General features: G+C 62.8%; 25 protein-coding genes. 14 read left to right on the forward strand and 11 right to left on the reverse strand.

Translation table 11 applies throughout. The features are described 5' to 3' along the window. The 4 genes from IV500_RS16565 to IV500_RS16580 form a co-directional block, all read left to right on the forward strand. A partial coding sequence (locus IV500_RS16565) for a hypothetical protein (RefSeq protein WP_196397926.1) occupies positions 1 to 254 on the forward strand: 254 nt, incomplete at its 5' end. Positions 255 to 405: 151 nt separating this feature from the next. Next, entirely contained in the window at positions 406 to 1,053 is a 648-nt protein-coding gene (locus IV500_RS16570; protein WP_196397927.1) for a malonic semialdehyde reductase, read from the forward strand. Between the two features lie 238 nt (positions 1,054 to 1,291). Further along, on the forward strand, positions 1,292 to 1,921 hold the full coding sequence (locus tag IV500_RS16575) for a uracil-DNA glycosylase family protein (RefSeq protein ID WP_196397928.1): 630 nt from the start codon (positions 1,292 to 1,294) through the stop codon (positions 1,919 to 1,921). A 59-nt stretch (positions 1,922 to 1,980) separates the two neighbouring features. Then, positions 1,981 to 3,033 (forward strand): ATP-dependent DNA ligase, encoded by a 1,053-nt coding sequence (locus IV500_RS16580; RefSeq protein WP_196397929.1) that lies wholly within the window; start codon positions 1,981 to 1,983, stop codon positions 3,031 to 3,033. Here the strand turns inward: IV500_RS16580 and ligD are convergent. Then, the gene (ligD, locus tag IV500_RS16585; protein ID WP_196397930.1) at positions 3,030 to 4,082 is read right to left on the reverse strand and encodes a non-homologous end-joining DNA ligase; all 1,053 of its coding nucleotides are present in this window, start codon (positions 4,080 to 4,082) and stop codon (positions 3,030 to 3,032) included. The genes IV500_RS16580 and ligD overlap by 4 nt on opposite strands. 200 nt (positions 4,083 to 4,282) lie before the next feature. Between ligD and IV500_RS16590 the strand changes: the two genes are divergently transcribed. Beyond that, positions 4,283 to 4,870 (forward strand): DoxX family protein, encoded by a 588-nt coding sequence (locus IV500_RS16590; RefSeq protein ID WP_196397931.1) that lies wholly within the window; start codon positions 4,283 to 4,285, stop codon positions 4,868 to 4,870. A 48-nt stretch (positions 4,871 to 4,918) separates the two neighbouring features. Here the strand turns inward: IV500_RS16590 and IV500_RS16595 are convergent, their stop codons facing one another. The 4 genes from IV500_RS16595 to IV500_RS16610 all read right to left on the reverse strand — a co-directional run bounded on the left by IV500_RS16595 (position 4,919) and on the right by IV500_RS16610 (position 8,086). Next, on the reverse strand, positions 4,919 to 5,482 hold the full coding sequence (locus IV500_RS16595) for a dihydrofolate reductase family protein (protein WP_196397932.1): 564 nt from the start codon (positions 5,480 to 5,482) through the stop codon (positions 4,919 to 4,921). Positions 5,483 to 5,544: 62 nt separating this feature from the next. Further along, the gene (locus IV500_RS16600; protein ID WP_196397933.1) at positions 5,545 to 5,955 is read right to left on the reverse strand and encodes a VOC family protein; all 411 of its coding nucleotides are present in this window, start codon (positions 5,953 to 5,955) and stop codon (positions 5,545 to 5,547) included. 10 nt (positions 5,956 to 5,965) lie between these two features. Next, positions 5,966 to 6,433 carry a helix-turn-helix transcriptional regulator gene (locus IV500_RS16605; protein WP_196397934.1) on the reverse strand — a complete coding sequence of 156 codons (468 nt, stop codon included), beginning with the start codon at positions 6,431 to 6,433 and terminating at the stop codon, positions 5,966 to 5,968. Between the two features lie 57 nt (positions 6,434 to 6,490). Beyond that, positions 6,491 to 8,086, reverse strand: a complete 1,596-nt coding sequence (locus tag IV500_RS16610) for an ABC-F family ATP-binding cassette domain-containing protein (RefSeq protein WP_196397935.1) — start codon at positions 8,084 to 8,086, stop codon at positions 6,491 to 6,493. Positions 8,087 to 8,241: 155 nt separating this feature from the next. Here IV500_RS16610 and IV500_RS16615 point away from each other — a divergent pair, with 155 nt between their 5' ends. Continuing rightward, positions 8,242 to 9,288, forward strand: coding sequence for an aldo/keto reductase (locus IV500_RS16615; protein ID WP_196397936.1), 1,047 nt, complete (start codon positions 8,242 to 8,244; stop codon positions 9,286 to 9,288). 54 nt (positions 9,289 to 9,342) lie between these two features. On the opposite strand, the gene IV500_RS16620 is transcribed toward IV500_RS16615, so the two are convergent. Beyond that, positions 9,343 to 11,019 carry a thiamine pyrophosphate-binding protein gene (locus IV500_RS16620; protein ID WP_230855087.1) on the reverse strand — a complete coding sequence of 559 codons (1,677 nt, stop codon included), beginning with the start codon at positions 11,017 to 11,019 and terminating at the stop codon, positions 9,343 to 9,345. Between the two features lie 4 nt (positions 11,020 to 11,023). Next, on the reverse strand, positions 11,024 to 11,803 hold the full coding sequence (locus IV500_RS16625) for a cyclase family protein (protein WP_196397937.1): 780 nt from the start codon (positions 11,801 to 11,803) through the stop codon (positions 11,024 to 11,026). A 231-nt stretch (positions 11,804 to 12,034) separates the two neighbouring features. Here IV500_RS16625 and IV500_RS16630 point away from each other — a divergent pair, with 231 nt between their 5' ends. Both IV500_RS16630 and IV500_RS16635 read left to right on the forward strand, forming a co-directional pair. Next, positions 12,035 to 12,565 (forward strand): acyl-CoA thioesterase, encoded by a 531-nt coding sequence (locus IV500_RS16630; protein WP_230855088.1) that lies wholly within the window; start codon positions 12,035 to 12,037, stop codon positions 12,563 to 12,565. Continuing rightward, positions 12,562 to 13,506, forward strand: a complete 945-nt coding sequence (locus tag IV500_RS16635) for a PaaX family transcriptional regulator (protein ID WP_196397938.1) — start codon at positions 12,562 to 12,564, stop codon at positions 13,504 to 13,506. The genes IV500_RS16630 and IV500_RS16635 overlap by 4 nt, the downstream gene beginning before the upstream one ends. Here the strand turns inward: IV500_RS16635 and IV500_RS16640 are convergent. Beyond that, positions 13,439 to 13,837, reverse strand: coding sequence for a RidA family protein (locus IV500_RS16640; protein WP_196397939.1), 399 nt, complete (start codon positions 13,835 to 13,837; stop codon positions 13,439 to 13,441). The two genes, IV500_RS16635 and IV500_RS16640, sit on opposite strands and share 68 nt — an antisense overlap. A 147-nt stretch (positions 13,838 to 13,984) precedes the next feature. Here IV500_RS16640 and IV500_RS16645 point away from each other — a divergent pair, with 147 nt between their 5' ends. The 6 genes from IV500_RS16645 (at position 13,985) to IV500_RS16670 (ending at position 21,985) form a co-directional block, all read left to right on the forward strand. Beyond that, positions 13,985 to 14,890 (forward strand): fumarylacetoacetate hydrolase family protein, encoded by a 906-nt coding sequence (locus IV500_RS16645; RefSeq protein ID WP_196397940.1) that lies wholly within the window; start codon positions 13,985 to 13,987, stop codon positions 14,888 to 14,890. Positions 14,891 to 14,895: 5 nt separating this feature from the next. After that, complete coding sequence (locus tag IV500_RS16650; RefSeq protein ID WP_196397941.1) at positions 14,896 to 15,378, forward strand: cupin domain-containing protein; 483 nt, start codon at positions 14,896 to 14,898, stop codon at positions 15,376 to 15,378. A gap of 6 nt (positions 15,379 to 15,384) precedes the next feature. Further along, positions 15,385 to 16,290 (forward strand): acyl-CoA thioesterase, encoded by a 906-nt coding sequence (locus IV500_RS16655; protein ID WP_196397942.1) that lies wholly within the window; start codon positions 15,385 to 15,387, stop codon positions 16,288 to 16,290. A 96-nt stretch (positions 16,291 to 16,386) separates the two neighbouring features. Further along, complete coding sequence (locus IV500_RS16660; protein WP_196397943.1) at positions 16,387 to 18,102, forward strand: AMP-binding protein; 1,716 nt, start codon at positions 16,387 to 16,389, stop codon at positions 18,100 to 18,102. Positions 18,103 to 18,114: 12 nt separating this feature from the next. Further along, a complete protein-coding gene (locus IV500_RS16665) occupies positions 18,115 to 20,508 on the forward strand; it encodes a bifunctional salicylyl-CoA 5-hydroxylase/oxidoreductase (RefSeq protein ID WP_196397944.1) in 2,394 nt (797 codons plus the stop codon). Between the two features lie 103 nt (positions 20,509 to 20,611). Next, the gene (locus IV500_RS16670) at positions 20,612 to 21,985 is read left to right on the forward strand and encodes an MFS transporter (RefSeq protein WP_196397945.1); all 1,374 of its coding nucleotides are present in this window, start codon (positions 20,612 to 20,614) and stop codon (positions 21,983 to 21,985) included. A 149-nt stretch (positions 21,986 to 22,134) separates the two neighbouring features. Here the strand turns inward: IV500_RS16670 and IV500_RS16675 are convergent, their stop codons facing one another. The 3 genes from IV500_RS16675 to IV500_RS16685 form a co-directional block, all read right to left on the reverse strand. Beyond that, entirely contained in the window at positions 22,135 to 22,908 is a 774-nt protein-coding gene (locus IV500_RS16675) for an SDR family NAD(P)-dependent oxidoreductase (protein ID WP_196397946.1), read from the reverse strand. 156 nt (positions 22,909 to 23,064) lie between these two features. Next, positions 23,065 to 24,399 carry an MFS transporter gene (locus tag IV500_RS16680; protein ID WP_196397947.1) on the reverse strand — a complete coding sequence of 445 codons (1,335 nt, stop codon included), beginning with the start codon at positions 24,397 to 24,399 and terminating at the stop codon, positions 23,065 to 23,067. A gap of 655 nt (positions 24,400 to 25,054) precedes the next feature. After that, positions 25,055 to 26,446 (reverse strand): FAD-binding oxidoreductase, encoded by a 1,392-nt coding sequence (locus IV500_RS16685; RefSeq protein ID WP_196397948.1) that lies wholly within the window; start codon positions 26,444 to 26,446, stop codon positions 25,055 to 25,057. Positions 26,447 to 26,499 lie beyond the last annotated feature (53 nt).

The raw sequence follows: 26,499 nt of genomic DNA on the forward strand, positions 1-26,499 counted from the left end.
TGGTCCACGCCGGGATCCTGGAAGTCACCATGGACGACGGGATCCCCTACCTGAGATACGGACCCAACGCCCGCCAACACCCGGGCCCACGCTTCTACCACCACACCACCACCGGCCTAAACACCGGAGCTGGCACCGCCTTGGGCGAAGAAACGACAGCCCGCTACGCCGGGAACCCCTGGATCCGCAACACCTACCACGACAACCTCAAAGACGCCCAAAACTTCGCCCGCACCATCATCACCGGCGCCTAAACCAGCAAGGACCTAGGCCACGAACCCTGAGCGTCTGCGGATGTGACAGCTACTTCCTGTGACAAATGACACCACCAATGCGGGAAGGACCACGCGGGTTACGACGCTTGCGAAGAAGAGAGTATTTGTCTCCCCTACAGAAAGCCGTCCCATGAGCATCGACACTACTGCCGCCGTCGTCAATCTTTCCGCTGAAGACGTCCACGCCGAACTGATCCTGGACACCGTCGCCGCCGATGCCCTCTTCCTTCAAGCGCGCACGGCTAACACTTTCACGGACGAGCCGGTGACAGACGAGCAGATGCGGGCCATCTACGAGCTCACCAAAATGGGCCCGACGGCGATGAACATCCAACCCCTGCGGATCACTTGGGTGCGTTCGGCGGAAGCCCGGAGCCGACTGGTTTCTTACATGGCCGGCAACAATGCCGCGAAAACCTCGACAGCACCGATGGTCGCCATCCTGAGCGTGGATACTGACTGGCACGAGCACTTCCCGACTTTCTTCCCGCACGCCCCTGAGCGCAAGGCCATGTTCGACGATCAAGAGACACTCCGGACCGTCATGGCGGGCAACAACGGGCATATGCAGGCTGCCTACTTCATCATGGCCGTACGGGCAGCGGGTCTGGCCGCGGGGCCGATGGCCGGCTTCGACACCGACGCCATTGATGCGGACTTCCATGCCGGCACCAGTCGGAAAACCATCATGGTGGTCAATATCGGCAAACCGGGTGAGAATGCGTGGCTCGGACGTTTGCCGCGGCTGGACCACGAGCTGGCCACTGAGACCGTCTGATCCAACGCCTTAGCCGCGGGCGTGCGCGGCAGCCCCAAGGAGTTGGTAGAATAGAGGAAATCGAGCAAACAGTCAGCCGGGACAATGAGCCCGCCGCGGAAGGTAACAGATGCAGGCCGTACGGCCGCGCAGCTCCCGCGCTCGAACCAGCACCGATATAGCACCCAGAAGGTGCCCGCCGCGGCTTTCCCGCCCACGGCACCACGCAAGCTCGTCTTTGTAGGAGAAACAGCACCGGATGACAGTCATGGCAAGTGAAACGCAGAACGACCACCTCTTGAACCGTCGATACGATCCCAACATCGGCGCCGTGAACGAGCTCTGCGATTCCCTGCGGGACCTCAAGCCTGGCAGCGAGGTCTCCTACGTCGATCCGATCCATGACGTGGACGAGTGCCGGATCCTTAGTCTGCACTCCAACATCGGTTCGGCACACGATTCCGGCTTCATCACCGCCGGCGACGACGACGCAGCCGGGCGGCTGCTCGGTGTTCAGTGGCAGATCGGCCTCCGACCCGAATACATCATGCCCTGGAACGTGCACCCCTGGTTTACCCCCGGTGAGTCCAATGGAAAACTGACGCCCGATCAGATCTCTGCCGGCCTTAAGCCCCTGCTGAAGCTCCTGGCTCTAGTCCCCCGTGCATCGGCGATCGTGGCCCATGGGACCGAGGCCAACCGGCTTGCCGGGTTGCTGTTGAAGACCCAGAACCCGTTGATCTGGCGGCGCGGACTCAAAACCTACAAGGTCCGCTCCCTCAGCGGCCGCTCCTTCGGTGGCTCTGCCACCAAGCAGGTCGAATGGCTCGAGGAAATGCGGGTAGCCTACGCGGACGCCATGGCGCGGACCGGACTCACCGTTAGGTAACTGGAGTACATCGCGGAGTACCTCTACCCTCCGCCCGCCTGCTAAGGCAAGATCGGACTATGGAACCATCCGCCGCCACCCCCATTCAGCCCATGCTCGCAAAGGCGATCACCGAGGTCCCGGAGCCGGACAGCGTCCCTGGCGGCCTAAGTTATGAGCCAAAATGGGATGGCTTCCGCGGAATCGTCTACTTCGACGGCAGCAACGTGGAAATTGGCAGCCGCGGGTCCAAGATGCTCACCCGCTACTTCCCCGAACTGGCGGCGGCGTTCCTGCGGCTCTTACCGGAGCCGTGCGTGCTGGATGGCGAAATCGTGCTGCGCCGCGGAAATCCCGGCGCGGAGCACCTCGACTGGGAAGCGCTGTCACAGCGCATTCACCCCGCTGCCAGCCGGGTGAATAAACTCGCCGAGGAGACTCCGGCAATCTTCATCGCCTTCGATCTCCTGGCCCACGGCTCCGACAGCCTCCTCCAGACGCCCTTCGGCGAGCGCCGTGCAGCCCTCGAGGCACTGGCCGGTAGTCTGGGCGATCCGATCCATCTCACCCGCAGCACCACGGACGTCGAGCTGGCGCGCCGCTGGCTGGTCGACTTCGAGGGCGCCGGGCTGGACGGCGTCGTCGCCAAGCCCCTCACCGCCGGCTACGCCCCAGGCAAACGTCTGATGCTCAAAACCAAGCACCACCGCACGGCGGACGTCGTGGTTCTGGGCTACCGGATCCACAAGAGCGGCAGCGGCGTCGGCTCGCTCCTGCTGGGGCTCTACAACGACGACGGCGAACTTAGCAACGTGGGCGGCGCGTCGGCGTTCAGCGATGCCCGGCGGCTCGAGCTGATTGACGAGCTCGCCCCGTTAGTCCTCCGGGACGACGACGGCGCCATAGTTAAGGGCGAAACGGACCGGAGCCGGTTCTCCGGCAGCAAGGATGTTTCCTATGTTCGGCTCCGACCAGAGCGGGTGGCCGAGGTGCGCTACGACCAGATGGAGGGCGCCCGGTTCCGGCATACCGTGCAGTTTTTCCGCTGGCGTCCGGACCGGGCGGCGCGTTCGTGCACTTTTGAGCAGTTGGAGCGTCCCATTGCCTATGATCTGAACCGGGTGCTCGTCTAGGAAAGTTTTGCCCCGGCCTTGCCCGGCGCATCCGGCTTACGGGCCCGGCTGGGCTGGACCCGTGGAGGTTCCCCGGGCATTTTCGGATAGTCCGGCGGAAAGGGCAGCTCCCCCAGGCCGGCCGCAACATCCCGGTCCCACCAGCTGAGCAGGTCTGCAATACTGCCGGGATTGGCATGCATGTCAGCCCACGGGTCTGCGGCCTTTTTGAGTCTCGCCGGCACCGTGGCAATGGTGTAATTTCGTGGATTGGCCGTTTCCAGCTCGTCCCACTGCAGCGGGCAGGAGACCGGTGCATGCGCCAGCGCGCGCGGGCTGTACGCTCCGGCCATTGTTCGGTCGCGGTTTGCCTGGTTGAAATCAACGAAAATCCGCTGCCCTCGCTCCTCTTTCCACCAGGCCGTTGTCACCTTCCCGGGCATCCGCCGCTCCAATTCCCGGGCCGCCGCGATCACTGCGTGGCGTACTTCAAGGAATTCGTGGACCGGTTCGATCGGTGCAAAGATGTGCAATCCGCGGTTTCCGGAGGTTTTGACATACGCCGTAAGCCCCGCTTCCGCCAACACGGATTTCAGCTCCAAGGCAACGGGAACCGCGTCATCAAAGTCAGTGCCAGGCTGCGGATCCAAGTCAATCCGCAGCTCGTCCGGATTGTTCGAATTCTCCGCGCGCGAGGCCCACGGGTGGAACACCACGGTATTCATCTGCACCGCCCACACTGCCGCGGCGGGTTCATCAATCACTAACTGTGGATGGGACCGGGCACTGGGATAGATCACCATCACTGAGCGCACAAACTCCGGCGCGCCTTTGGGCGGGTTCTTGGAAAAGAACTGCTCCCCGTCGATCCCTTCCGGAAAGCGCTGGAGTGACACCGGCCTGTCCCCGTTCGCCGCAACGAACGCCTCTCCCACCGCCACTACATAGTTCGCCAGGTCCAGCTTGGAAATACCGGGCTCCGGCCACAGAATCCGCTGCGGATTGGAGATCCGCACCTCGCGTTCGCCGTGCGGTCCACCAACGGGAAGAATGACTGCTTCGCTTGCCATAGGACCAACCTACCCAGAGTGAGCCACCCCGAACAGACCCGCCGTGTGGCGAAGAGGCCGAGCCGGAGAACCGAAGTCCGCCGTCATTCTGGTCAGTGCTGCACGCCGCACAAAGGTTTTTCTGAAAGACTGGGCACTGCATCCTCCGGTTCTTGCGTACCGCTGGGGCACGCACGGCCCCAGCAAACAGGAGAAGTTTTATGAGCACCCAGACCAGCAGCCCTTCGGCCGCAGCCGCACAAGCCCTCTTCCGCGTCGCCTTGGGCGGTGTGCTTGTTGCCCATGGGTCCCAAAAACTCTTCGGCTGGTTCGGCGGCAGCGGCATTGAAGGCACCAGCAAGGGGATGCATGCGATGGGCTTCCGCCCTGCCACGCCCAGCGCTGTGCTGGCCGGCCTAGGCGAAGCCGGTGCAGGTGTTGCCCTCGCCGTTGGCCTGGCGACTCCTGCCGCGGGTGCTGTCGCGGCCATCACCATGGGAGTCGCCGCCAGCGTCCACGCCCCCAACGGATTCTTCGCCACAAACGGCGGATTTGAATATCCCGCGGTGCTCGGGCTCGCCGCCGCTTCCTTCAGCATCGGCGGCGCTGGCCGTGTTTCCCTTGATGCCGCAACCGGTCAGGTGTTCGACCGGCCATGGATGCGTCTGGCGGCCGTAGCTGCAATCCCCGCGGCTATCGGTGTACAGGTCTATCGTCGTCGTCAAGCCCTCGCAGCAGACGCGACGGCAGTCCCGTCGGTGGCTCCTGTGGTGGAAAACCCGGCGGACCCGATCACGCCGGTTTCATAGCGGGATGCCGCACGGCAGCTCAGATGCCGCACGGCAGCTCATGGGGAATCATCCCTCCAGCGTCCGGTAGCGAACGTAGACCACACCGTTGGCGAAACGGTGTTGGTCGATCAGCTCAAGCCGCAGAGCCACGTCGCGCGGGAGAAACCGTGTGCCGCCTCCTACGACCCACGGCGTGATAAACCGCTGATACTCATCCACAAGGCCGGCACGGATCGCATGGCCGGCAAGTTCGGGACCGCCGACTGAAATATCAGCATCTGCCCTCGCTTTCAGGCGGCGGATCATTCCGGGGTCAAAGTTGGCCTCGATCCGTGTCCGGGCGCTGGACACTGCGCCGAGCGTGGTGGAGAAGACCACCTTTTCGGCCGCACGCCACACCGCCGCAAAGTCCTGGACGAATAACGGCTGGTCCTGCAGATTCGGCACAGCCTCCCAGAACGTCATGATCTGATACATTTTTCGGCCCAACAAGTACGTGCCGATCGGGCGTTCCAGGTTGTTGATGAAGGTGTGCACCTCCTCGTCCGGCATGCTCCAGTCGAAGTTGCCGTCCCGGTCAGCGGTGTAGCCGTCGAGTGAGGTAATGCCCGAATAAATGAGTTTGGCCATGACATCCTTTGCCATCCGCAGGAGTGAAGCAGGAGTGAAGCAGGAGCGAAGCAGGAAAGCCGTTATACCGCCGGCGCCTGAGATATCCGAACGGTGTTACCCGACGGGTCGCGGAATGCGCAGTCCCGCGGGCCCCAGGACTGGGCAATGGGCTCCTGCATGACCTCAGCTCCGGACGCCTGAGCCTTCTCGAAGGCCGCGTCCAAGTCATCTGTACGGAAGATGAGCATCGGCAGCACCCCCTTGGTGAGCAGCTCCTGAAGGGAGTCACCATCGGCCTGGGACCGGCCGGCATGCGGTTGGGAGATCACGATCTCCACGTCCGGCTGACTGGAGCTGCCCAGAGTCACCCATCGGAAGCCACCGGAAGCGACGTCGTTACGCACCTCGAGGCCAAGTGCGTCCCGGTAAAAGGAGATTGATTCGTCCACGTCATTGACGGTTATATTGCAGAACTGGAGAGAGATTGTCATGCGCCTAACACTAGCCAGCGGCAGCCGGCGCCGCTTCTCCAATTCTGCTCGATTTGCTGCTGCCTGATTCGTTTCTGTCCACGGCACGCAGCGGGCGCGTGCGCACCTTGGCAACGCAGCCGGGCATCGCCATCACCGCGTGATGCTCCCGCAGGCGGTATGCGCTTGGCGGCTCACCGGTTACTTCGGCAAACCGCGAGCTGAAAGAACCCAGCGAGGTACAGCCAACGGCCATGCACGCCTCGGTCACGCTCATACCGGTCCGCAGCAGCGCCATCGCCCGCTCGATCCGCCTGGTCATCAGATAGCTGTAAGGCGTCTCGCCGTAGGCGGCGCGGAATTGGCGGGAGAAATGTGCCGGGGACATCAGCGCCCGACGGGCCATCGTGGGGACGTCCAGCGGGCGGGCAAACTCCCGGTCAATCAAATCCCGTGCCCGGCGCAAGTGCACCAGATTAGCCAGCTCCTGCGGTGTCATGGCATGAGGCTACACCTGCCAAGCGACACGTCTCAATGCGCGGCGCGCCGTCGGAATTCAGGCAGCCCGTACGTCGATCTCCCCGGCTTCCGCGCCGTCGGCACCGAAAACAAGGTACCGGTTGGCAATTTTGTCGGTAAAGAAGCGGTCGTGGCTGACCGCCACCACTGCGCCGGGAAAATGCAGCAGCGCCCGCTCCATCACCTGCGTGCTGGACAGATCCAGGTGGTTGGTGGGCTCATCCAGCAGCAGGACCGAGGCTCCGGAAAGCAGGCACTGCGCCATTGCCACCCGCGCCCGCTGACCGCCGGACAAATTACCGATCCGCTGCTTGAGGTCCGCCTCGGAGAACTGGAACATCGCCAGGAACCGGTGTACCGACTTCTTCGTCGCGGTCAGCGCCAGACTTTCCGGCAGCGCATTGACCGCATGGCTGACCGTGTCGTCGTCGTCGAGCTCCGCCAGCACCTGGTTGTAGGAGACGAGCCCGGCACCCTTTGCCCACACTGCCTCGCCGGCGTCCGCCTGCTCCTCTCCCGTCAGGACGCGCAGCAGCGTGGTCTTACCGCTGCCGTTGGCACCGAGCACCACGATCCGGTTGCCCCGGCGGATCTCAAAACTGAGCCCGCTGAACAGGGTCTTCGCTCCATAGGCCTTGGTGAGCCCCTCCACCCGGCACAGCACGTCCCTAATATGCAAGCCGGCATAAATCCCGGTGATGATCTGGTCTACCGGGCGCGGCGCGCGGGCTTTCTTGATTTTCGCCAGCTGATTCCCCAAGCCCTTGCTGGCGGCCTTCGCGGCTTCCCGTCGGTCAGAGATTCCCTCCGCTTCGAATGCCAACAGCTCCGATTCGTGCACAAACTGGCTTTCCAAGGACTTGAGCCGGAACTGCTTGGCGATGACATACTCGCCGAAATTTCCCGGGTACTCATGCAGATGGTAGTTCTCCACCTCGATAATCCGGGTAACGACGGCGTCCAAAAACTTCCGGTCATGCGAGACGACGATCGCCGCGCCCTTGAAGGTCCGGAACCAGGCTTCCAGCCATTCGACGCCGGCCACGTCCAGGAAGTTGGTGGGCTCATCCAGGAGCAGGACGTCCGGGCCCTCCAACAGAATCTTCGCCAGGGCCGCCCGGTTACGCCAACCGCCGGAAAGCTTGTCTATCGGGCAGATGCGATGCGCCTGATCGAAGCCGAGTGTGGTCAGGACGGTGTCAATGTTGCGTTGGTAGTCCCAGCCGTCCAGGCGGTCCATATGGTCAAACAGCTCCGCCTGGCGCCGGATCAGCCGGTCAAGTTCTTTGCTGCTGATTGAGTCCGAGGAGATGGCCGCGTCGATTTGCGCCAATTCGGCTTCAATTTCTTTAATGTGGACGAACAATCCGTCCAACACCTCAGCGATGGTATCTTCGCCGTTCAGCTCCGAAAATTGGGAGAAGTACCCCACCTTGGTGCCCAGCTCCAGCGTCACCGTCCCGGCATCCGGTGCCACCTGGCCCAAAACGAGCTTCAGAATGGTCGACTTGCCGGAGCCGTTCTTACCGATCAGCCCCACGCGGTCCCCCGGTTCCAGGCGGAAAAACGCCTCCCGCAGAATCTGGGTCTTGTCGAACCGCACGCTGATATCCTGCAGCCGGATCAGGCTCATTGATGCTGTCCTATCGAAGGGGTTGGGCCCGGCGGTTGTCGGTTAGACTCTTTGGTCCGTTAGGCAGTATGTATTCTACCGGGCTGCCGCCTTCCCATGGGGTTACGGCCCGCGTGGCGAAACCGTCCGCCGACCAGAGGCGTAGAGTGAAAAACATGCCGGAACAGAGCTCAGCCCAGCCCACCACTTACCTCGGACGCACGGGAATGGAGGTCAGCCGCCTCGCCCTCGGGACCATGATGTTCGGCGATTGGGGCAACAAGGACCACGAGGCCTCGATCCGCATTATCCATCGCGCCCTTGACGCCGGCATCAACTTCATTGACACCGCTGATATCTATTCGTTCGGGGAGTCGGAGGAGATCGTCGGCAAGGCAATTGCCCAATCAGGCAAGCGTGATGACATCGTCCTTGCCACCAAGTTTTTCAACGGTATGCAGCAGCGGCCTAACTATCGCGGCGGTTCCCGCCGCTGGATTATCCGCTCGGTCGAAGATTCCCTGCGCCGGCTAGGTACCGACTACATCGACCTGTACCAGATCCATCGTCCGGATGAGCACACCGATATTGAGGAAAGCCTCGGCGCGCTCACCGATCTGGTCAGCCAGGGAAAGGTGCGCTACATCGGCTCGTCCACGTTCCAGCCGTCCCAGGTCGTCGAGGCGCAGTGGACCTCCCGTGAGCACCATCTGGCACGCTTCGTCACGGAGCAGCCGCCCTACTCCATGCTCACTCGGGGCATCGAGGCCGACCTGCTGCCCACCACGCAGCGGCACGGGATGGGAACGCTCGTCTGGAGTCCGCTGGCGGGCGGATGGCTCAGTGGTAAGTTCCGCAAGGGAGAAGACCTTCCGGCCACCCACCGCAGCGCTCGCGATCCTGGTCGCTACGACCTGGCTAACCCCAAGATCGCGGCCAAGTTCGAAGCCGCGGACAAGTTGGGCGCACTGGCCGACGAACTGGGTATCCCGCTGGTGCACCTCGCCATCGCGTTCGTGCTGCGCCACCCCGCAGTCACGAGCGCAATCATTGGGCCCCGGACAATGGAACAGCTTGAATCCCAACTGGCGGCCGCTGCTCTCGAGCTTGACGGAGCAACCCTGGACCGGATCGACGAAATCGTGCCGCCCGGGACGAACATGAATCCCGACGATGCTGGTTTCAGCAATTTCTGGCTGACGCCCGAGCGCCGCCGGCGCTGACCCGTAGCACCGAACGTAACGTTCCGGCCGGGGTGGCAGAGCCGTAGCACTAAATCAGTGACCCTTAAAGGCTTCAGCAAGCCACCAGGAACCTCCGTCGGATGCGATTTTGGCATCAATGACCAAGGGGGCAGTCGGATCGGATGCGAGCCAGTCCGTCACGGCATCCAGGTCAGCGAGGCCGCGGACGGTCAGCCCCGTAGCCCCGAAGCCCCGGGCGATAGCGGCAATGTCCGTGTCCGGGAACTCCACAGTTGAAGTATCAATGCCTGGGGCGGCGAAGTGATGCACCTCAGCTCCGTAGGCGGCGTCGTTGTAGACCAGGCAGACCAGCGGCAGGGACAGGCGCACTGCTGTTTCCAGCTCTGCAATGCCCATCAGGAACCCTCCGTCGCCGGTACCGAGAACCGGCAGCCGCCCGGGCTGGGCGATCGCGGCGCCGATGGCCGTATAGAGGCCAAGCCCGATGGCCTGGAAGGACTGGGTGAAACAGAAACCGAATTCATCCGGGACCGAGAGGTACTGGCTGGGGTAGCCCATGAAGTTGCCGGAATCCACGCAGACGATCCGTTCAGCAGGAAGGAGTTCATCAAGCCTCGTGCTGAGAATCCGCGGGTCGATCAGCTCTTCGGTGGAAAAGTCCTCGATGGGGACATCCCGCCACTGTGACTCCTGGGCAATTCGACGGCGGATTTCCTCGGTGCGGTATTTCTGCTCCGGGCCACCGTGCTCACGCAGCACGTCAAGAACAGCCAGTGCAGTCTCTGCGCTGTCGCCAAGGATCCCGAGGTCAATAGGACGGTTGGCGCCGAGTGCGCAATCCTCCAGATCAACTTGAACAACTTTGGTCCCGGAGCTGATCAGCTTGCCCTGCCGCATGGTCCACATGTTCAGGGTGCAGCCAAAGCCAACGATCAGGTCTGCCGAGGTAATCAGCTCGGCCGTCGTCGGTGAGGAAAAACCCCCGGAGATCCCCAAAGAAAAGTCCTCACCATTGAACAGACCCTTAGCCACCGCGGAAGTAGCCAGCAGAGCGCCGGACTGCAGAGCCAATTCCCGTATCTCCTTCCCCGCGCCACGGGCACCGCGGCCGGCGACAAACACCGGGCGCCGCGCCTGCCGGATAAGTCCAGCCAAGGCCCGCGTGGCATCCAGATCAGGGCGCACCCTGGCCGTCCCGGGCACTGCCGCGACGGATTCGGGCGTGCCTGCCGGTGCCGCTTGGCCCTGTACGTCCAGCGGCAGGTTCAGCACCACGGTGTGCCTGCCGTTCATCGCTGTCCGGTAGGCGCGGACGGTATCAGCCACAGCGCTGGCAGCCGAATGGACCCGGTGGGATTGGGCACCAACGCTGCGGGCCAGCGCGCCCTGGTCCATCGCAAAATTGGAGTTCACGGCCGCGCCTGCGGTTTCAGCCGCGAGAATCAGCACGGGCGTCCGGCTCTTCGCCGCCTCACCTATTCCCGTGGTGGCGTTCGTCAGCCCGCATCCCTGGTGGACGCTGACCACGCCGAGCCGGCCGGACATCCGGGCGTAAGCGTCCGCCATCGTGGCAGCGCCGCCTTCGTGGCGCGCCGCCGTAAACGGTACCCCATGCTCGCGCAGGGCATTGGTGACCGCAAAGTTGCCGCTGCCGACCACGCCAAAAACGTGTCCTGCACCGAGCTGCGCTAGTGTCCGTCCCACCAAATCGGCTATCTTCATCCGGGCTGCACCCGGAGAGTCCCCCATGGCATCAGTCATTGTGCGCGACCAAGGCGAAAACGCGGCTCGGACTGCCTGTGCCGCCGACAATCGGCAAAGGTGCCACCACGATAACGGCGCCGGTAGGGGGCAGCTTGTCCAAATTCTGCAAGGACGTGACCCCGTACTTATCGTGGCCCAGCAGATAGTGGTGCGCAGGGAAGGGCGGTTCCATACCGCCGGCGCTCCCTGCATCGATCCCCACGGTCTCCACGCCCACACCGGAGATCGGTGTGTGCTCGGCCAGCCACTGGGCACACTCGGCGCTGAAACCTGGTGTGTGCGGGCCGTTCTGATCCGCATTCAGAAACTGCTCCTGGTCCTGAGCGAAACGGTCCCAGCCGGTGCGCAGCAACAGCCAGGCGTTCTGCGGGATAGGTCCGTGTGCTTCTTCCCAGGCGGTGACATGGGCAATCTCCAACAAAAAATTGGGGTTCTGCGCGGATTCGCTGCTGACATCAAGCACGACCGCCGGTCCCAGCAGACGTTCCGGTGGGATTTGCGCTACATCGCGCCCGTCCTTGCCGGTGAACCAATGGATCGGTGCATCCAGATGGGTTCCGATGTGCTCACCGGTATGAATGTTGTGATGTTTCCACAACGGGCCCGGCGCGTTGTAGGCACTGACCTGCTCCAAACTGAAGTCAATCAAATTAACGAATGGTTCGGGCAGCCGCAGCACGGGTGTCTGCGCGGATAAGCTGGTCGTCAGATCGATGAGCTCAATCTTCCCGGTAGACAGGGATTCAAGCAGATTGCCGAGCTGGGACATGGAATTCTCCTCAATGACATTACGCGTGATGGACCCGCTTGGAACGGCCGCTTTATACCGGTATCGTGACGTTCGTTATAATTTGAGTATCTCCCGTCAGGTTAGCAAGGCAATGCTGTCCCCGCCAGTGCTCAATAGGAATTTCCGCTGACAATTTGCTGGCCGTGACAGCAAATGTGACTGTGGCAAATTTCCGACGGCCGTCATTTCGAAGATATACTGACCGCAGGCATGGGTGCAGATCATGCCGTCGAAAGGGACACTATGGATGACAAAGCCGCGCCGAATCGGCAGGCCAGCATCGACCGCACTGTCGAATGGGTGGATACCGACGCCTCCGGCCACCAGCACAATTCCGCCATTATGCGCTGGGTCGAGGCCGCCGAAGCGGAGCTCTTCCGCGGCCTCAAGCTGCCCGAATACTTTCCGATTGCCCCGCGTGTCCAGCAGATCGTCAACTACAAGTCCAAACTGTGGTTCGGACAACGCGTCACCGCTAAGGTGGAGATCCAGCGGCTCGGCCGTACCTCGATCACCTATGGTTTCCAGGTACACGGCCACGCCCGTGCCGGATCCGACGGCGGACTCGCAGCCTTCGGCTCCGTGACGGTGGCACACGTACCCGCCGGATCTGCAACGGCCCAGCCATGGCCGGCAAATATCCGGGCAGCGGTCCACCCGGTTGAGAGCACACCGGAGAGCACCCCGGAGGACACACCGGAGAGCGCATCACAGGGCACACCGGAGAGCGCGGGCCCTTGATAACCATCCCCTCCCCGCAGGTCCGCCATCAGCAGCTCATCGTCACCATCTACGGTCTCTACAGCCGCAATCACGGTGATGCCCTGCCGGTGTCCGTACTGATAGATATGCTTAAAGACCTGGGCTACGATGCGCCGGGCGTGCGCTCGTCCGTCTCGAGGCTGAAAGCCAAGGGCGTCCTCCAAAGCGTCCGCACGGACAAGGTGGCCAAGTACGAACTGGCGGAGCAGGTCATGGACGTCTTCCATGAAGGAGACCAACGGATCTTCGCTCCCGAGGCTGCCAATCCCGAGAACGGCTGGGTCCTGGCAATATTCTCGGTACCCGAAACCCTGCGGAACCGCAGGCACCAGTTGCGCGGCGAGCTTTCCGGCCTCGGATTCGGGTCCGTGGCCTCCGGCGTATGGATCGCTCCTGCTGCGGTTCTGGACCAGACTAAAAAACGGCTTGAAGCCCGCGGACTGAGCCAGTTCGTGGATTTCTTCCGGGGAGACTACCTGGTGGACGGCCCGATGCGGCCCAAAGTTGCCCAGTGGTGGGACCTGACAGCTCTTGACGAGCAGTTTAAGGACTTCCTTTTCCATTACGGCAGCGCGACCCAGCAGTGGTCCGCGCTGGTGGGCGAGGATCCGGCCGCTGCACTCGCGGCATCGACCCCGGAACTGCGCCGGGAAGCCTTCAGATATTACATACCGATGTTGACCCTGTGGCGCCGATTTCCCTACCGTGATCCCAGCCTTCCCCTTGAGTCACTGCCGGAAGGCTGGCAGGGTCCTGCGGCACGGAAGGCGTTCCTCTCCACCCATCGGCTCATCGCCCCGTTGGCTGCTGCCCATGCCCATGATCTGATGCACAGCGGCACTGGCACACCGTCTAGCGGTCCTGGATCACCGCAACGCCCTGGATTTCTATCAGGGCCTCCTTCTGCCACAGCCGGCTGACGCCGATCCCAGCCATGGCCGGGTACTCCACGCCAGCCATGTCGCGCCAAAGCTTCCCGATCTCGCGCCCGTTCGCCATGTAGTCGTCCACGTCGGTGAGGTAGATGGTTACGCTGACCAGGTCCGCCGGCTGCCCACCGGCCTCCCGCAAGGTCGTAAGGACATTGGAAAATGCCTGCTGGAACTGCTCAACGATGCCGCCTGGGACGATCTTCATATCCTTATCCAGCGCGGTCTGCCCGCCTAGATATACGGTATTTCCGGCGAGCATGCCGTGTGCATAGCCGGATGGCTTAGGCAGGGACCCGGGGTTGACTGTCAGGTTGCTCACGCTGTTCCTCCTGAAGATAAGACTTCTGCTGATTCGACAAAAGACCTGTGCAGATCTCTTCTGCCGTGCTACCTTGAGCATATGTGACGACCGTAAGAAAGTCGACACACGTATCAGGTGATGAACTCCCGAAGGGAAACAGCACGGATGAAACTGGCAACATTGCGCACCGGCGGTAACAGGACGACGGCGGCGCTCGCCATGGAAGGTGGCGCTTATCTTCCGCTGCCGGCGGCAGATGTCGGCGCGCTCCTCTCCGATCCGCAGTGGCGCACTACCGTGGCGGCCGCTGCCGGCGCCGCATCGGGAACCGGCCTGGTCCATGCTGCCGCCGTCGAGCTGGCGCCTCTGCTGCCGCGGGCCGGAAAGGTCATCTGCTGCGGACTGAACTACAGCGATCACATCCTGGAGATGGGACGCGAACTGCCCGAGTTTCCCACCCTCTTCGCAAAATATGCCGACACCCTCACCGGCGCGGCTGACACGATCGACGTCTACGGCAGCGGATCCGTGGACTGGGAGGCCGAGTTGGGCGTCGTGGTCGGAATGCAGTTGTTCCGTGCCGACGAATCGCAGGCGCAGCAGGCGATCGCCGGCTACACGGTCGCCAATGACGTGTCCATGCGGGACTGGCAGAACCGCACGCTGCAATGGTTCCAGGGCAAGGCCTTCGACGCCAGCACACCGGTCGGGCCTGTCATGGTGGCCGAAGACAGCGCCGGCAGCGGCAGCGGGGACGGATTCCTCGTCCGTGGCTATGTCAACTCAGAGCTCGTGCAGTCGGGGCATACGGACAAGCTGGTCTTCAGCCCCGCCAGGCTACTGTCCTACATCTCCCAATTCACGGTGCTGCGCCCCGGCGACCTGGTCCTCACCGGCACGCCAGGCGGGGTAGGCATGGGCATGAAGCCACCGCGCTTCCTCAAGGACGGCGACGTCCTCAGCACCGAGATCGACGGGATCGGCCGACTGGAGAACACCATCCGGATCCACCAGAACGACGGCGGCGCAGACGTCCGCACGCCCGTCACCGCAACCAGCACCAAGGAGTGAAAACGATGACCAACACCAACAGCGGCATCCTTACCGAGGGCGACAACTCCAGCTATGCCGGGGCCGACGGCAAGGTTGTGCCGGTTGTGACCCGGGCCGGCCAGGAGGACACCGACACGGCCCAGTCCGGGGACTGCGTACGCGTCTCCGGGGTGAGTATCCAGCACACCCCCGCTACCAAAATCTGGTTCGGACAGGTTTCCAATGTCCCGGGCTACCGCTCCCTCCCGCACCACCACGGCGAGGCGGAAACCGGAGGCTATGTGCTGCGGGGTCATGGCCGCATCTACTACGGCGAGAATTTTGCGCAGTTCCAGGATATGAAGACCGGCGATTGGGTGTTCGTCCCGCCGTTCATGCCACACGTCGAGGCCAATATGTCGGTCACGGAGGAACTCGTCTGGCTGACCACGCGCACACCGGAAAACATCGTGGTGAACCTCGATGACGTCTCCGACGAAATCCTCGCCGACTACCGCCGGGCCTGACCGGTGATGGATACCGCAGCCCAGACTGCCCCAACTCGCACGTCGCAGACATTCCTTAAGGCGATCGAGCTCACCGCCGTTCCGGCCCAGGTCAGCGACGAGGCCTACGAGGCAACCACGCAGTACGTTCCGTGGCCCAAGTCCTACGGCGGCGACATGGTGGCCCAATCCGCGGCCGCCATGATGCGTTCCGTCGACGCCGACCGGACCCTGCATTCGATGCACAGCTACTTCATGCGGCCCGTTGATATCGGTGCCACCGTGCGCTACGAGGTGGAACGCCTGCGCGATGGCCGCGGATACTCCACCCGCAGCGTCCGCGGCCACCAGGGCGGCAAGGCCGTTTTCGCAGCCATGGGCTCCTTCCATGTCCCCGAGGAGGGCGGGAACTACCAGCCCATCCCGCCCGCGGTAGTGGACCCCGAGTCGCTGCGCAGCTCCGCCGAAGTACTGGCCGGCGTTGACGGGCCGGCCGCAGAATACTGGTCCGCGGGGCGAAGTTTCGACATGCGCCACGTCCCGGGCCCGGTATACATCGAGGTTGAAGGCGGCAAAGTGGCCCATCAAGCCGTGTGGGTGAAGGCCTTCGAATGCCTGCCCGACGCCGCTGACAAACACGCCACAGCCGATCTGCACCGCACAGCTTTGGCCTACGTCTGCGATTACACCATTCTTGAGCCGCTGCTGCGGGTCAACGATCTGCACTGGTCCTCCCCTGGCCTCTCCACCGCCAGCCTGGACCATTCGATGTGGTTCCACCGGGACGGCCGCGCCGATGACTGGGTGCTCTACGCCCAAGAGGCTGTATCCGTACAGAACAGCAGAGGACTGGCGTTGGGCCGCTTCTTTGACCGGCAGGGCCGGCTGCTCGCCACCGCCGCCCAAGAGGGCATGATCCGCGCCGGCTCCTAACACCGCTGACCACCAAACCCGCGACCATCACGCGCCGTACCCGCACGCGCCGTACCCGCACAAGCCGTAGCTAAGAGATTGTTGAAAGGAGTGGCCATGACATTGACCGCATCGGCCCATGTTGACACCTTTACCCGGGACCATCTGCCGCCGGCCTCAACCTGGCCCACACTGGAGTTCACCCTCCCGGAGCTCCAGTACCCCGTAAAGCTCAACGCGGCGGCCGTCCTGATCGACGACGCCGTTGCAGAATACGGCGCCGACCGCCCCGCGCTGCATACCCCCGATGGCCCGACCTGGACCTACGGCGAGCTCCAGCTCCGCGCTAACCAGGTCGCCCAGGTACTCACCGAGGACTTCGGTGTGGTCCCTGGAAACCGGGTACTGCTGCGTGGGCCCAATAACCCCTGGATCGTTGCCGCCTGGCTCGGCGTACTCAAGGCCGGCGCCGTGGTCGTCACCACCATGCCGATGCTGCGCTCCACGGAGGTCGCAACGCTGATCCGGCTGACCCGCCCGGTTGTCGCGGTTTCCGACCACCGTTTCATGGATGAAATGATCATCGCGGCAAACGACAGCGGCAATACTGTTGCTGTCGTTGCGTATGGTGGGGCCGGCGACGGCGACCTTACGGCCCGCTGCGCCGCCAAATCCGGTAACTTCGCCACAGTCGAAACCGCGGCCGACGACGTCGCCCTGCTCGGGCCGACGTCGGGCACCACGGGCGTGCCCAAGGTGACCATGCACTTTCACCGGGACATTCTGGCCAACGCCGACACCTTTGCCCGCTACATCCTCCGCCCCACCGCCGACGATGTGTTCGCCGGTTCCCCTCCGCTGGCATTCACGTTTGGCCTCGGCGGACTGGTTGTCTTCCCGCTGCGCTTCGGTGCCTCCGCGCTGCTGACCGAACGGGCCGGCCCGGTGGAACTGGCCGAGCACGCTGCCGCGGCCGGTGCGACGATACTTTTCACTGCGCCGACCGCTTACCGTGCCATCCTGAAGGAGGGCCGCCCGGAACTGCTGCGCCGGCTCCGCATCGCCGTGTCCGCAGGCGAGCATCTGCCCAAGGAGACGTGGGAGGCCGTCCGCGATGCCACCGGAGTGCGTCTGGTTAATGGCATCGGCGCCACGGAGATGCTCCATGTGTTTGTCTCTGCCGCCGGCGACGACATCAGGCCCGGGGCCACCGGTACGGCCGTCCCAGGCTACCGTGCCACGATCCTCGATGAGGACGGCGTGGAACTGGGGCCGAATGAGGTCGGGCGCCTTGCCATCATCGGACCCACCGGCTGCCGTTACCTGGACGACGAACGGCAGGGGAACTATGTCAGCAATGGCTGGAACATCACCGGTGACACGTTTCTGCGGGACGAAGACGGTTACTTCTTTTACCAGGCGCGCTCGGACAATATGATCGTCTCCTCCGGCTACAACATCGGCGCTCCGGAAGTGGAAGCCGCCATCGATCAGCACCCGGATGTCACAGAAAACGCCGTCATTGCCTGCCCGGATGTCGAGCGCGGCAGCGTTGTCTGCGCATTCATCGTGCTGCGCGACGGCGTCGCCGGCGACGCGGCCAAACGCCGGGAAATTCAGGACTTCGTCAAGGCGACAATCGCCCCGTACAAATACCCGCGGGACATCCGCTTTGTCGCTGAGCTGCCGCGGAACCCGAGCGGCAAACTCCAGCACTTCCGACTGCGCGAGAGCCTCACTGCCGACCCGGCAGCCGAAACAACAACGGTTCCCGCAACCGCCAAGTCAACCACCACAGATCAGTTGGCCGCTGCGGCCGCTGCACAGGACTAGAAGGAATTCCCCATGAGAATCGCAATCGTTGGCGGCGGCCCGGGCGGCCTGTACTTCGCTGCCCTGATGAAGCAGCTGGACTCCGCCCATGAGATAACCCTCTGGGAGCGCAACGCCGCCTCGGACACGTTCGGTTTCGGCGTCGTCTTTTCCGACGAAACGCTCGGCGGGATCGGCAATGCAGACCCCGTCGTGGCTGACTACATGAGCCGACGGTTCGCCCGCTGGACCGACATCGACATCCACTTCCGCGGCGAAACCGTGACCGTTGGCGGGCAGGGGTTCGCCGCGATGAGCCGCAAGGAGCTTCTGGAACTGCTTCAGCACCGCTGCGCCGAGCTCGGCGTCGACGTGCGGTTCAGCACTATGGCCCCGCCGGTCGATGAGCTGGAAGCAGAGTATGACCTGGTCCTTGCCGCCGACGGAGTGAACTCGCAGATCCGCGCAGCGTACGCCAATTCCTTCGGCCCCAGCCTGGACCCTCGGCCGAACAAATTCATGTGGCTCGGCACCGATCAGGTCTTCGAGGCGTTTAAATTCTTCGTCAAGGAGACGGAGTTCGGGATGATGCAGATCCACGGCTACCCGTTCTCCGAACAGGGGTCGACCTTCATCGTCGAAATGTCCCCCGATGTCTGGGATGCCGCCGGCTTCGGCGAAACTGCCGGCACCGCGTTCGCCCCGGGCCAGTCGGACCAATCTGCCATTGAGAAGATCCGGACCATCTTCGCCGCAGAGCTGGACGGGCATTCGGTGCTCGCCAACAACTCCAAGTGGTTGAACTTCACCACCGTACGCAACCGCAGCTGGCGGCACGGAAATATCGTGCTGCTCGGGGACGCCGCCCACACCGCGCACTTTTCCATCGGTTCCGGCACCAAGCTCGCGATGGAGGATTCGCTGGCCCTGGCCGCCTGCCTGCACGAGCATGCAGACCTCGAAACGGCGCTGGCCGCCTATGAGGCAGAACGGCGCCCCGTCGTCGAATCCACCCAGCGCGCCGCCCAGGCGTCGCTGGAATGGTTCGAGCAGATCAGCCAGTACAGGGCGCAGAATGCGACGCAGTTCGCTTTCAACCTGCTGACCCGGTCACGGCGTATCACGCAGGAAAATCTGCGCCTGCGCGATCCGGACTTCGCTGAAGCTGTGGACCGGAACTTTGCCACATCCCAGGGTTTCACACAGACGGCACCGGCGATGTTCCAGCCGTACCGGATCGGCGGGCTGGATCTGAAGAACCGGGTGGTGGTCTCACCGATGGACATGTACTCCGCCGTCGACGGCGACCCGGGGAACTTCCACCTCGTCCACCTGGGCTCCAAGGCCCTGGGCGGCGCCGGGCTCGTCATGACGGAAATGGTCTGCGTCTCCGCCGAGGGACGGATCACTCCCGGGTGTTCGGGCCTGTACACGGATGGTCAGCGCGAAAGCTGGAAGACCATTGTGGATTTCGTGCACAGCAAATCCACGGCCAAAATCGGGGCGCAGCTCGGCCACGCAGGCCGCAAGGCGTCCACGAAACTGATGTGGGAAGGCATTGACGAGCCACTGGAGGCCGGAAACTGGGAGGCCGCAGGCCCCTCAGCATTGCCGTACGGCCCGGGCAGCCAGACTCCGCGGCAGCTCGACCGCAAGGAAATGGACTCCATTATCGCCGAATTCGTCCAGGCTGCCCGCCGGGCGGACCACGCCGGGTTCGACCTCCTGGAGGTTCACGCCGCGCACGGATACCTGCTCTCCTCCTTCCTCTCCCCCATCTCCAACCAGCGCACGGATGAATATGGCGGCACCCTGGAAAACCGGCTGCGGTTCCCGCTGGAGGTATTTGACGAAGTCCGGGCAGCGTGGCCGGCAGCGAAACCGCTGACAGTGCGCATCTCCGCCACGGACTGGATCGAAGGAGGCAACGATTCCGACGATTCCGTGCAGATCGCCCGGGCCTTCGTGGACCACGGCGCCGCCGGCATTGACGTCTCCACCGGACAGGTATCCAAGGACGAGAAGCCGGCCTTTGGCCGCAGCTACCAAACCCCCTTCGCGGACCGGATCCGCCAGGAAGTTGCCGGCCCGGCCGGAGCCGCAGTGATCGCCGTCGGCGCCATTTCCACCTACGACGACGTCAACACCGTCCTGCTGGCCGGCCGCGCCGACCTCGTGGCCCTGGGCCGGACCCACCTGTACGACCCGCAATGGACGCTGCATGCCGCCGTCGAGCAGGACTACCAAGGTCCCGGAACCCAGTGGATTCCGCAGTTCGCGGCCGGCAAGCGTAAGCCCCCGAGCGCCCGCACCGACGCCGTGCGCCCGCGGCTGTCCCTCCTGCAGGAACCAGGCTCCGACACGTTGATCACCCACCTGCGCTGGACACCGGCAGCAGCACCCCTGGAGGTGGTTCCTGCACCCTGAGCGTGCCGCCGGCACGTGCGTTTTCCCATCTCCTAAGCTCTCCCTACTCCTATGCTTTCTCTTCTCCTATGCTTTCTCTTCTCCTGACGAACTGAGGATCCACATGGCTAATGCATCTGCTGTCGATTGGAAAGTGCCGCAACGAACCACGGGAACAGTGCTGTTCTGTTGTTGGCTCGCAATACTGGCCGAGGGCTACGACGTCGGCGTCCTTGGAGCGGTGCTTCCGGCGCTGGCGGAATATAAGGCCTGGGATCTGACGCCGCTTGAGCTCGGTGGTCTCGGTGCCTACGCGCTGGTGGGCATGCTGATCGGCGCGCTGTTCATCGGCACCCTAAGCGACATCGTCGGCCGTAAAAAGATGATCCTTGCGTCAATGGTCATCTTTACCCTGACGCAGGCCGGCGCTGCCCTCGCGCCCACACCGGAGGTATTCGGGCTTTTCCGCCTCCTCGGTGGCCTGGGGATGGGCGGAATCATTCCTGTCGCGGCAGCTTTAACCATTGAGTACTCCGCGCCAAAGAAAAGATCCTTCAACTACGGGGTCATGTACTCCGGCTACTCGCTGGGTATCGTGGCCGCGGCGCTGGTGGCGTTGTTTATCCTTCCCACCGCCGGGTGGCGCTGGGTCATCGCTTTCGGTGCTGCGCCGATTGTGCTGCTGCCAATTATCTGGAAGCTGCTGCCGGAGTCACTGGAATATCTCGAATCCAAGGGCCGGCGGGCTGAGGCCAAGGTTCTCGCGGCGCGGTTGAAGATTGCCGACTACACTCCCGTGGCCGTTCCGTTGTCCGGGGCAGGCGTCGGAGATTCGGACCCGTGGTGGAAGAACATCAGCATTATGTTCTCCCGCAAGTACCTGCGCTCGACCGTGTTCTTCTGGATCTCTTTGTTCTGTGGCATGGTTCTGGTCTACGGACTGAACACGTGGCTGCCGTCAATCATGAAGCAGGCCGGCTACGACCTTGGTTCTTCCCTGACGTTCCTGCTGGTCTTCAGCCTCGCTTCCGCCATCGGCGGACTGGTGCTGGGGCGTATTGCTGACAAGTACGGGCAGAAACTCATTCTTGTCGTGTTCTACGTCCTTGGCGGCCTGGGCATCCTGCTGCTGATGTTCCCCAACAACATGCTGGTCAACCTGATCTTTGTCGCGTTCGCCGGTATCGGGTCTATTTCCACTTCCCTCATTCTGACCGGGTATATCGCCGACTACTACCCGGCAAACATCCGGGGAACCGCGACGGGCTGGGCGTTGAGCTTCGCGCGGGTTGGTGCCATCTCCGGACCGCTCATCGGAGGGTGGATCGGTAACGCCAAATTGCCTTTCGAATACAACTTCGCCATTTTCGCAGGAATCGCCGTAGTCGCTGCCGGCGCCGTGGCGCTCATTCCCAAGCGCCGCATCGAGGCGCCACCATCCATGCTGAACGGTGTGGAGCCTTTGCAGGAAGCGAGGGCCAAGACCACCACAGTGTAAGCCTGGCAAACTAATCCAGGCGTCGTCTCGGGAGAGCCGTTCGAATGGACAGCTCTCCCGGGACCTGCACGGGCCTTCGCCGCGCATGAGTGGTCAGCGGAGCACGGACGGTGGCGGGTACGCGACCCCGAGCCATGATCGCCCTTCAGTCAGGAGACCTGCAGCCCACCGTTGATGTCATAGGTGGCCGCCGTGATGAAGCCGGAATCCGCCCCGAGCAGGAAGGCGATCAGTGCGCCGACCTCACCTTGGGTGCCAACCCTCCCAACCAGGACACCTTCTGATAGTTGCGCCTTGTGCTCCTCAGTGAGGGTGCCACCCATAATGTCTGTGTCGATTGGCCCTGGCGCGACACAGTTGGCTGTGATGCCGTGTTCGCCCATTTCCCGTGCCAGTGCGCGCGTGAAGCCAATAATTCCGGCCTTCGCGGCACTATATGCGACTTTGGAGTAGCTTCCACCACCACGCTGGGCAGAGATGGAGGAGACGCTGACAACGCGGCCGAACTCTCGTTCGATCATGCCCCGCAGCACCCGTTGCGTCACCAGGTACGTGCCTTTCATATTGATAGCGAATACCCGGTCCCATTCTTCCGGTGTGATATCCATAAACTTGGTTGGGGAACTGATCCCCGCCAGATTGACAAGGCCGACGATCGGCGGCAGATCCGCCTCGACCGCGCCAATAGCGTTGTCCACCGACGCTGGGTCGGATACGTCCGCGGCCACGCCAAGTGTTCTCACCCCGTGCTCCGCCGCTATGCTCTCTGCTGCGCCGTGAGCAGCGGCGCCGTCGATGTCCACAATCGCGATCGCCCAACCGTCGCGGGCCAGCCGGTGAGCCGTGGCCCTGCCGATACCGCGCTCGGAGGCCGCGCCGGTCAGAACGGCAGTACGGTCATCCGGAAAATCTGCTATATTCATCCGTTCTCTCCATCCATAAATCATCTATTCGCTTACAGCATCTGCCCGCGGCAACCAGATTGCAAGGGACCGATCCCAGGAAGCGGTGAGCCACGCGCGAGCGTCGCCGACCCTGACAGCAGCCCCCTACACTGGATGCTGATCGCGGGATCTTCTTCACCTGGCCTCGTCGGTATCGTGTGCCACGGGTTCGTCTGGTTCTCCGACAGGTCGGTCACCACCGCGCCGCAGCGTGAGCATGACCAAGCCGGCGGCCAGCAGACAGCAGGCGAGGAAGATCGATGAAACGAAGAAGCTGCCACCGGATACACCCAGGAGGATGCCGCTGACGTACGGGCCCGCGAAGCCACCGAGGTTGCCCACGGCATTGATCAGTCCCATTGCCACGCCGGCCACAGCCATAGGCATGGCGCGGGAGGCCGCCGCCCAGAACGGTCCATCGTAGGCCAGTGCACCGGCAACGGCGATGCTGATGAAAACGATCGCAAGGACAGGGATGTTGTTACCGGTTGCGACCGAAGCCACCAATGCGACCGCGCCGACAGCCATCGAGAGCAGGACATGTGTGGAGTAGCGACCGGTCTTGTCTGCTGCTTTCGCGTTGTACCACAACGCGATTATCGCCAAAACGTAGGGTATTGCAGTGACCCATCCGACCTCGAAGGACGCTCCGCCGGTGATTGTCTTCACGACCGTGGGCAGCCAGATGTTGATTCCGTAAAAGCCGATCTGGATCAGGAAGTAGACGAGCGTCAGACGCCAGACGATGCTGTTCGACAGCACCTGACGGAAGCCCACCTGCTTTCCCCCGGACAGCCTTTCCGCCGTTGCCTCATCCGCGGCGAGGCCACTTTCAATGTACTCACGTTCCTCGGGTGAACACCACTTCGCCTCACGTGGGTGGTCGGCTACGAAGATCCACCATAGCGGTGCCGCAATCACGAATGGGAAGAGCCCCTCGACGACGAACAGCGTCCGCCAGTCGCTGAACGTGAGGATCCAGCCTGAAAGTGGTGCGGTGATTATCGACGCGATCGCAATGTTCGTGATCCAGAAGGCGTAGGCGCGGGCACGTTCGGCCGCGGGGAACCAGTGGCTGATGAGCACTAGGATGGCCGGCCAGATTCCCGCTTCCGCGACGCCGAGCAGGAACCGTACGAGCAGCAATTGCCAATAGTTCTGCACGAAGCCGTTGAGGACAGCGATAACACCCCAGACGAGGACCATAATCCCAACGAACTTTTTTGCACTCCAGTGTTCGGCCCAGTAGCCTCCGGGTATCTGCAGGCTGAGGTAGCCGATGAAGAAAATACCTGCGGCAAGGCCCTGCTGGGCGTCGTTGATCCCCAGATCCTTATGCATCCCCGCGAAAGCGAACCCGATGTTCGTGCGGTCCATGAACGAGATGATGTAAACAATGATCGCGATCGGGATAAGGCGGCGCCATCGCATTTTTCCTACCGTCGAAGCTGAGCGAGTTGTCTCGGACATTTGGGGGCCTCCTTTGTTCCGAAGCGGTCATATCGCCCAACATGAGTGCTCTGACTCAGCCAGTTGCGAATGGCCGCCGCCATCTCATTGGCTATGTGTTCTTGTAGGCAATCCGCTGGGGTCTGTATCCGAGTCGGTCTCCGCGCGGATCAGCGCACTGATGTCGACGGACTGGGCAGGTGGCGACTGGATGAAGACCGTCGTCTCCGCAGTGTCCCACCCGAATAAGCGGCCGTCCGGATCACCTACACGATCCGAGCCGAAACCTGCGCGTGGGCCATGGACATGACGCATTTTGACTGGCGAAAACCGCACGGAGATGGCGGATGCCAAACGCGGGTCTGCCGCTCCCGGTTCACGGGTATCATCAATGCGCTGCGGAGTAGATGTGCTGCACATGCCGTTCCCTGACCACGCTCAAGCGAGGGTATTGCCAGGGTCCAGGGTCCAGGGCCCTGGCAACAGATAGATAATGCATTTCAATTGTTGAACCTGGAAGATCTGCCTGTCAAGGAGGGAAAGTGCGGGCGGATTGATGGTGAGGTCTGCAGGGTTACGTTTATTGTGGGTACGCCGCGCAGCCTACCCTGTTCCCCGGCCGTGGATCCGCGCCCGCACAGCTGAAATGCTTATCCGCCATAGGCCCTTCAAGGCTTCACAAGGTCACCGAGTCCACGAGTGGCGCTGGCACCGGATCGAACACCTTGCCCGGATTGAGCAGGTTGTACGGGTCAAATACAGTCTTGATCTGCCGTTGCAGTTCAAGCTGGACGGCGCCGAGTTCGTCGCCGAGCCAGCGGCGCTTGAGAAGTCCAATGCCATGTTCGCCGGATAGAGTGCCGCCCAGCGCCAATGCGTGGGCGAAAAGTTCCCCCGCGGCGGCCCAGATGGAGTCCGGGACCGATTCCCCGCTGAAGACGAAACTTGGATGAAGATTGCCGTCCCCGGCGTGGCAAGTGGTGGGAATCATGACACCATATTTGCTTTCAAGATCACGGATTTTAGCAAACGCCTCAGTCATTTGAGACCGGGGTACGGCGATATCTTCAACCAGCAAGGTCCCCATAGCCTCCAGAGACGGGAATACCTGCCGCCGCACGTCCACCAGGGCCTGGGCAGTCTCCGGATCGGTCGTAATTTCCACCCGCCCCCCGGCATCGCGGATGATCCCGGCCATCTCCGACGCCTCAGATTCTGCGCCGGGGCCGTCACACTGAAGCAGAAAGTAAGCATTGCCTCGTGAGAGTAGGTCCACGCCAGTATAGCGACTGACACATTCCAGCGTGCGCCGGTCCAGCAACTCCATCATTGCCGGCTGCAGGCCGGCAGCGGTGATGGCGGCCGAGGCCGCAGCGGCGTCGCCGACTGAATCGAAGTAGGCGGCAATTGTAGCTACTGTGCCGGATACCACGGAGCGCAGTTTTAGCGTAGCCTCGACGATCACGCCCAAAGTACCCTCCGAGCCGACCATCAACGCACACAGATCGTAGCCGGTGACCCCCTTGACCGTGCGGTGCCCCACCGAAATCAGCCGGCCATCGGCCAGCACCACCTTCAACGCCAAAACGGCTTCCCGGGTGACGCCGTATTTGGCGCACAGCAGGCCACCGGAATTCATGGCGATATTTCCGCCAACGGTTGAGATGTCTTTGCTTGCCGGATCCGGGGGCCACCACATGCCCTGCTTTGCCAGTTCGCGGTTCAGGTCTCCATTGAGGATGCCGGGCTCGACGACGGCGAGCCGGTTATCGGGTGAGACCTCCAGAATCCGTGTCATGGAGGCCGTGGAAAGGACGACTTCTCCGGCACCGGCAATGGCACCGCCGGAGAGGCCCGTGCCGGCGCCCCTGGTGACTACCGGGGTGCGATGCTCGTGGGCAATTCTGCACACGGTCTGCACATCTGCGACGGTGCGGGCGTGGACCACCGCCAGTGCCGTGCCTAACGCCAGATGACCGGAGCGGTCCGCGCGGTACATTTGCAAAACCGAAGGATCAGTCTGTACCAGGCCGGGCAATGCTGCGGACAAGTCGTGGACGACATCCATGCTTTCCCTCTTTTCGTTTTCGTTGGATACTGCGTGCGTGTCCCACCCTGCGT

Origin of the sequence: Arthrobacter terrae, from assembly GCF_015708085.1 — a bacterium.
GTDB classification, from domain to species: domain Bacteria; phylum Actinomycetota; class Actinomycetes; order Actinomycetales; family Micrococcaceae; genus Arthrobacter_M; species Arthrobacter_M terrae.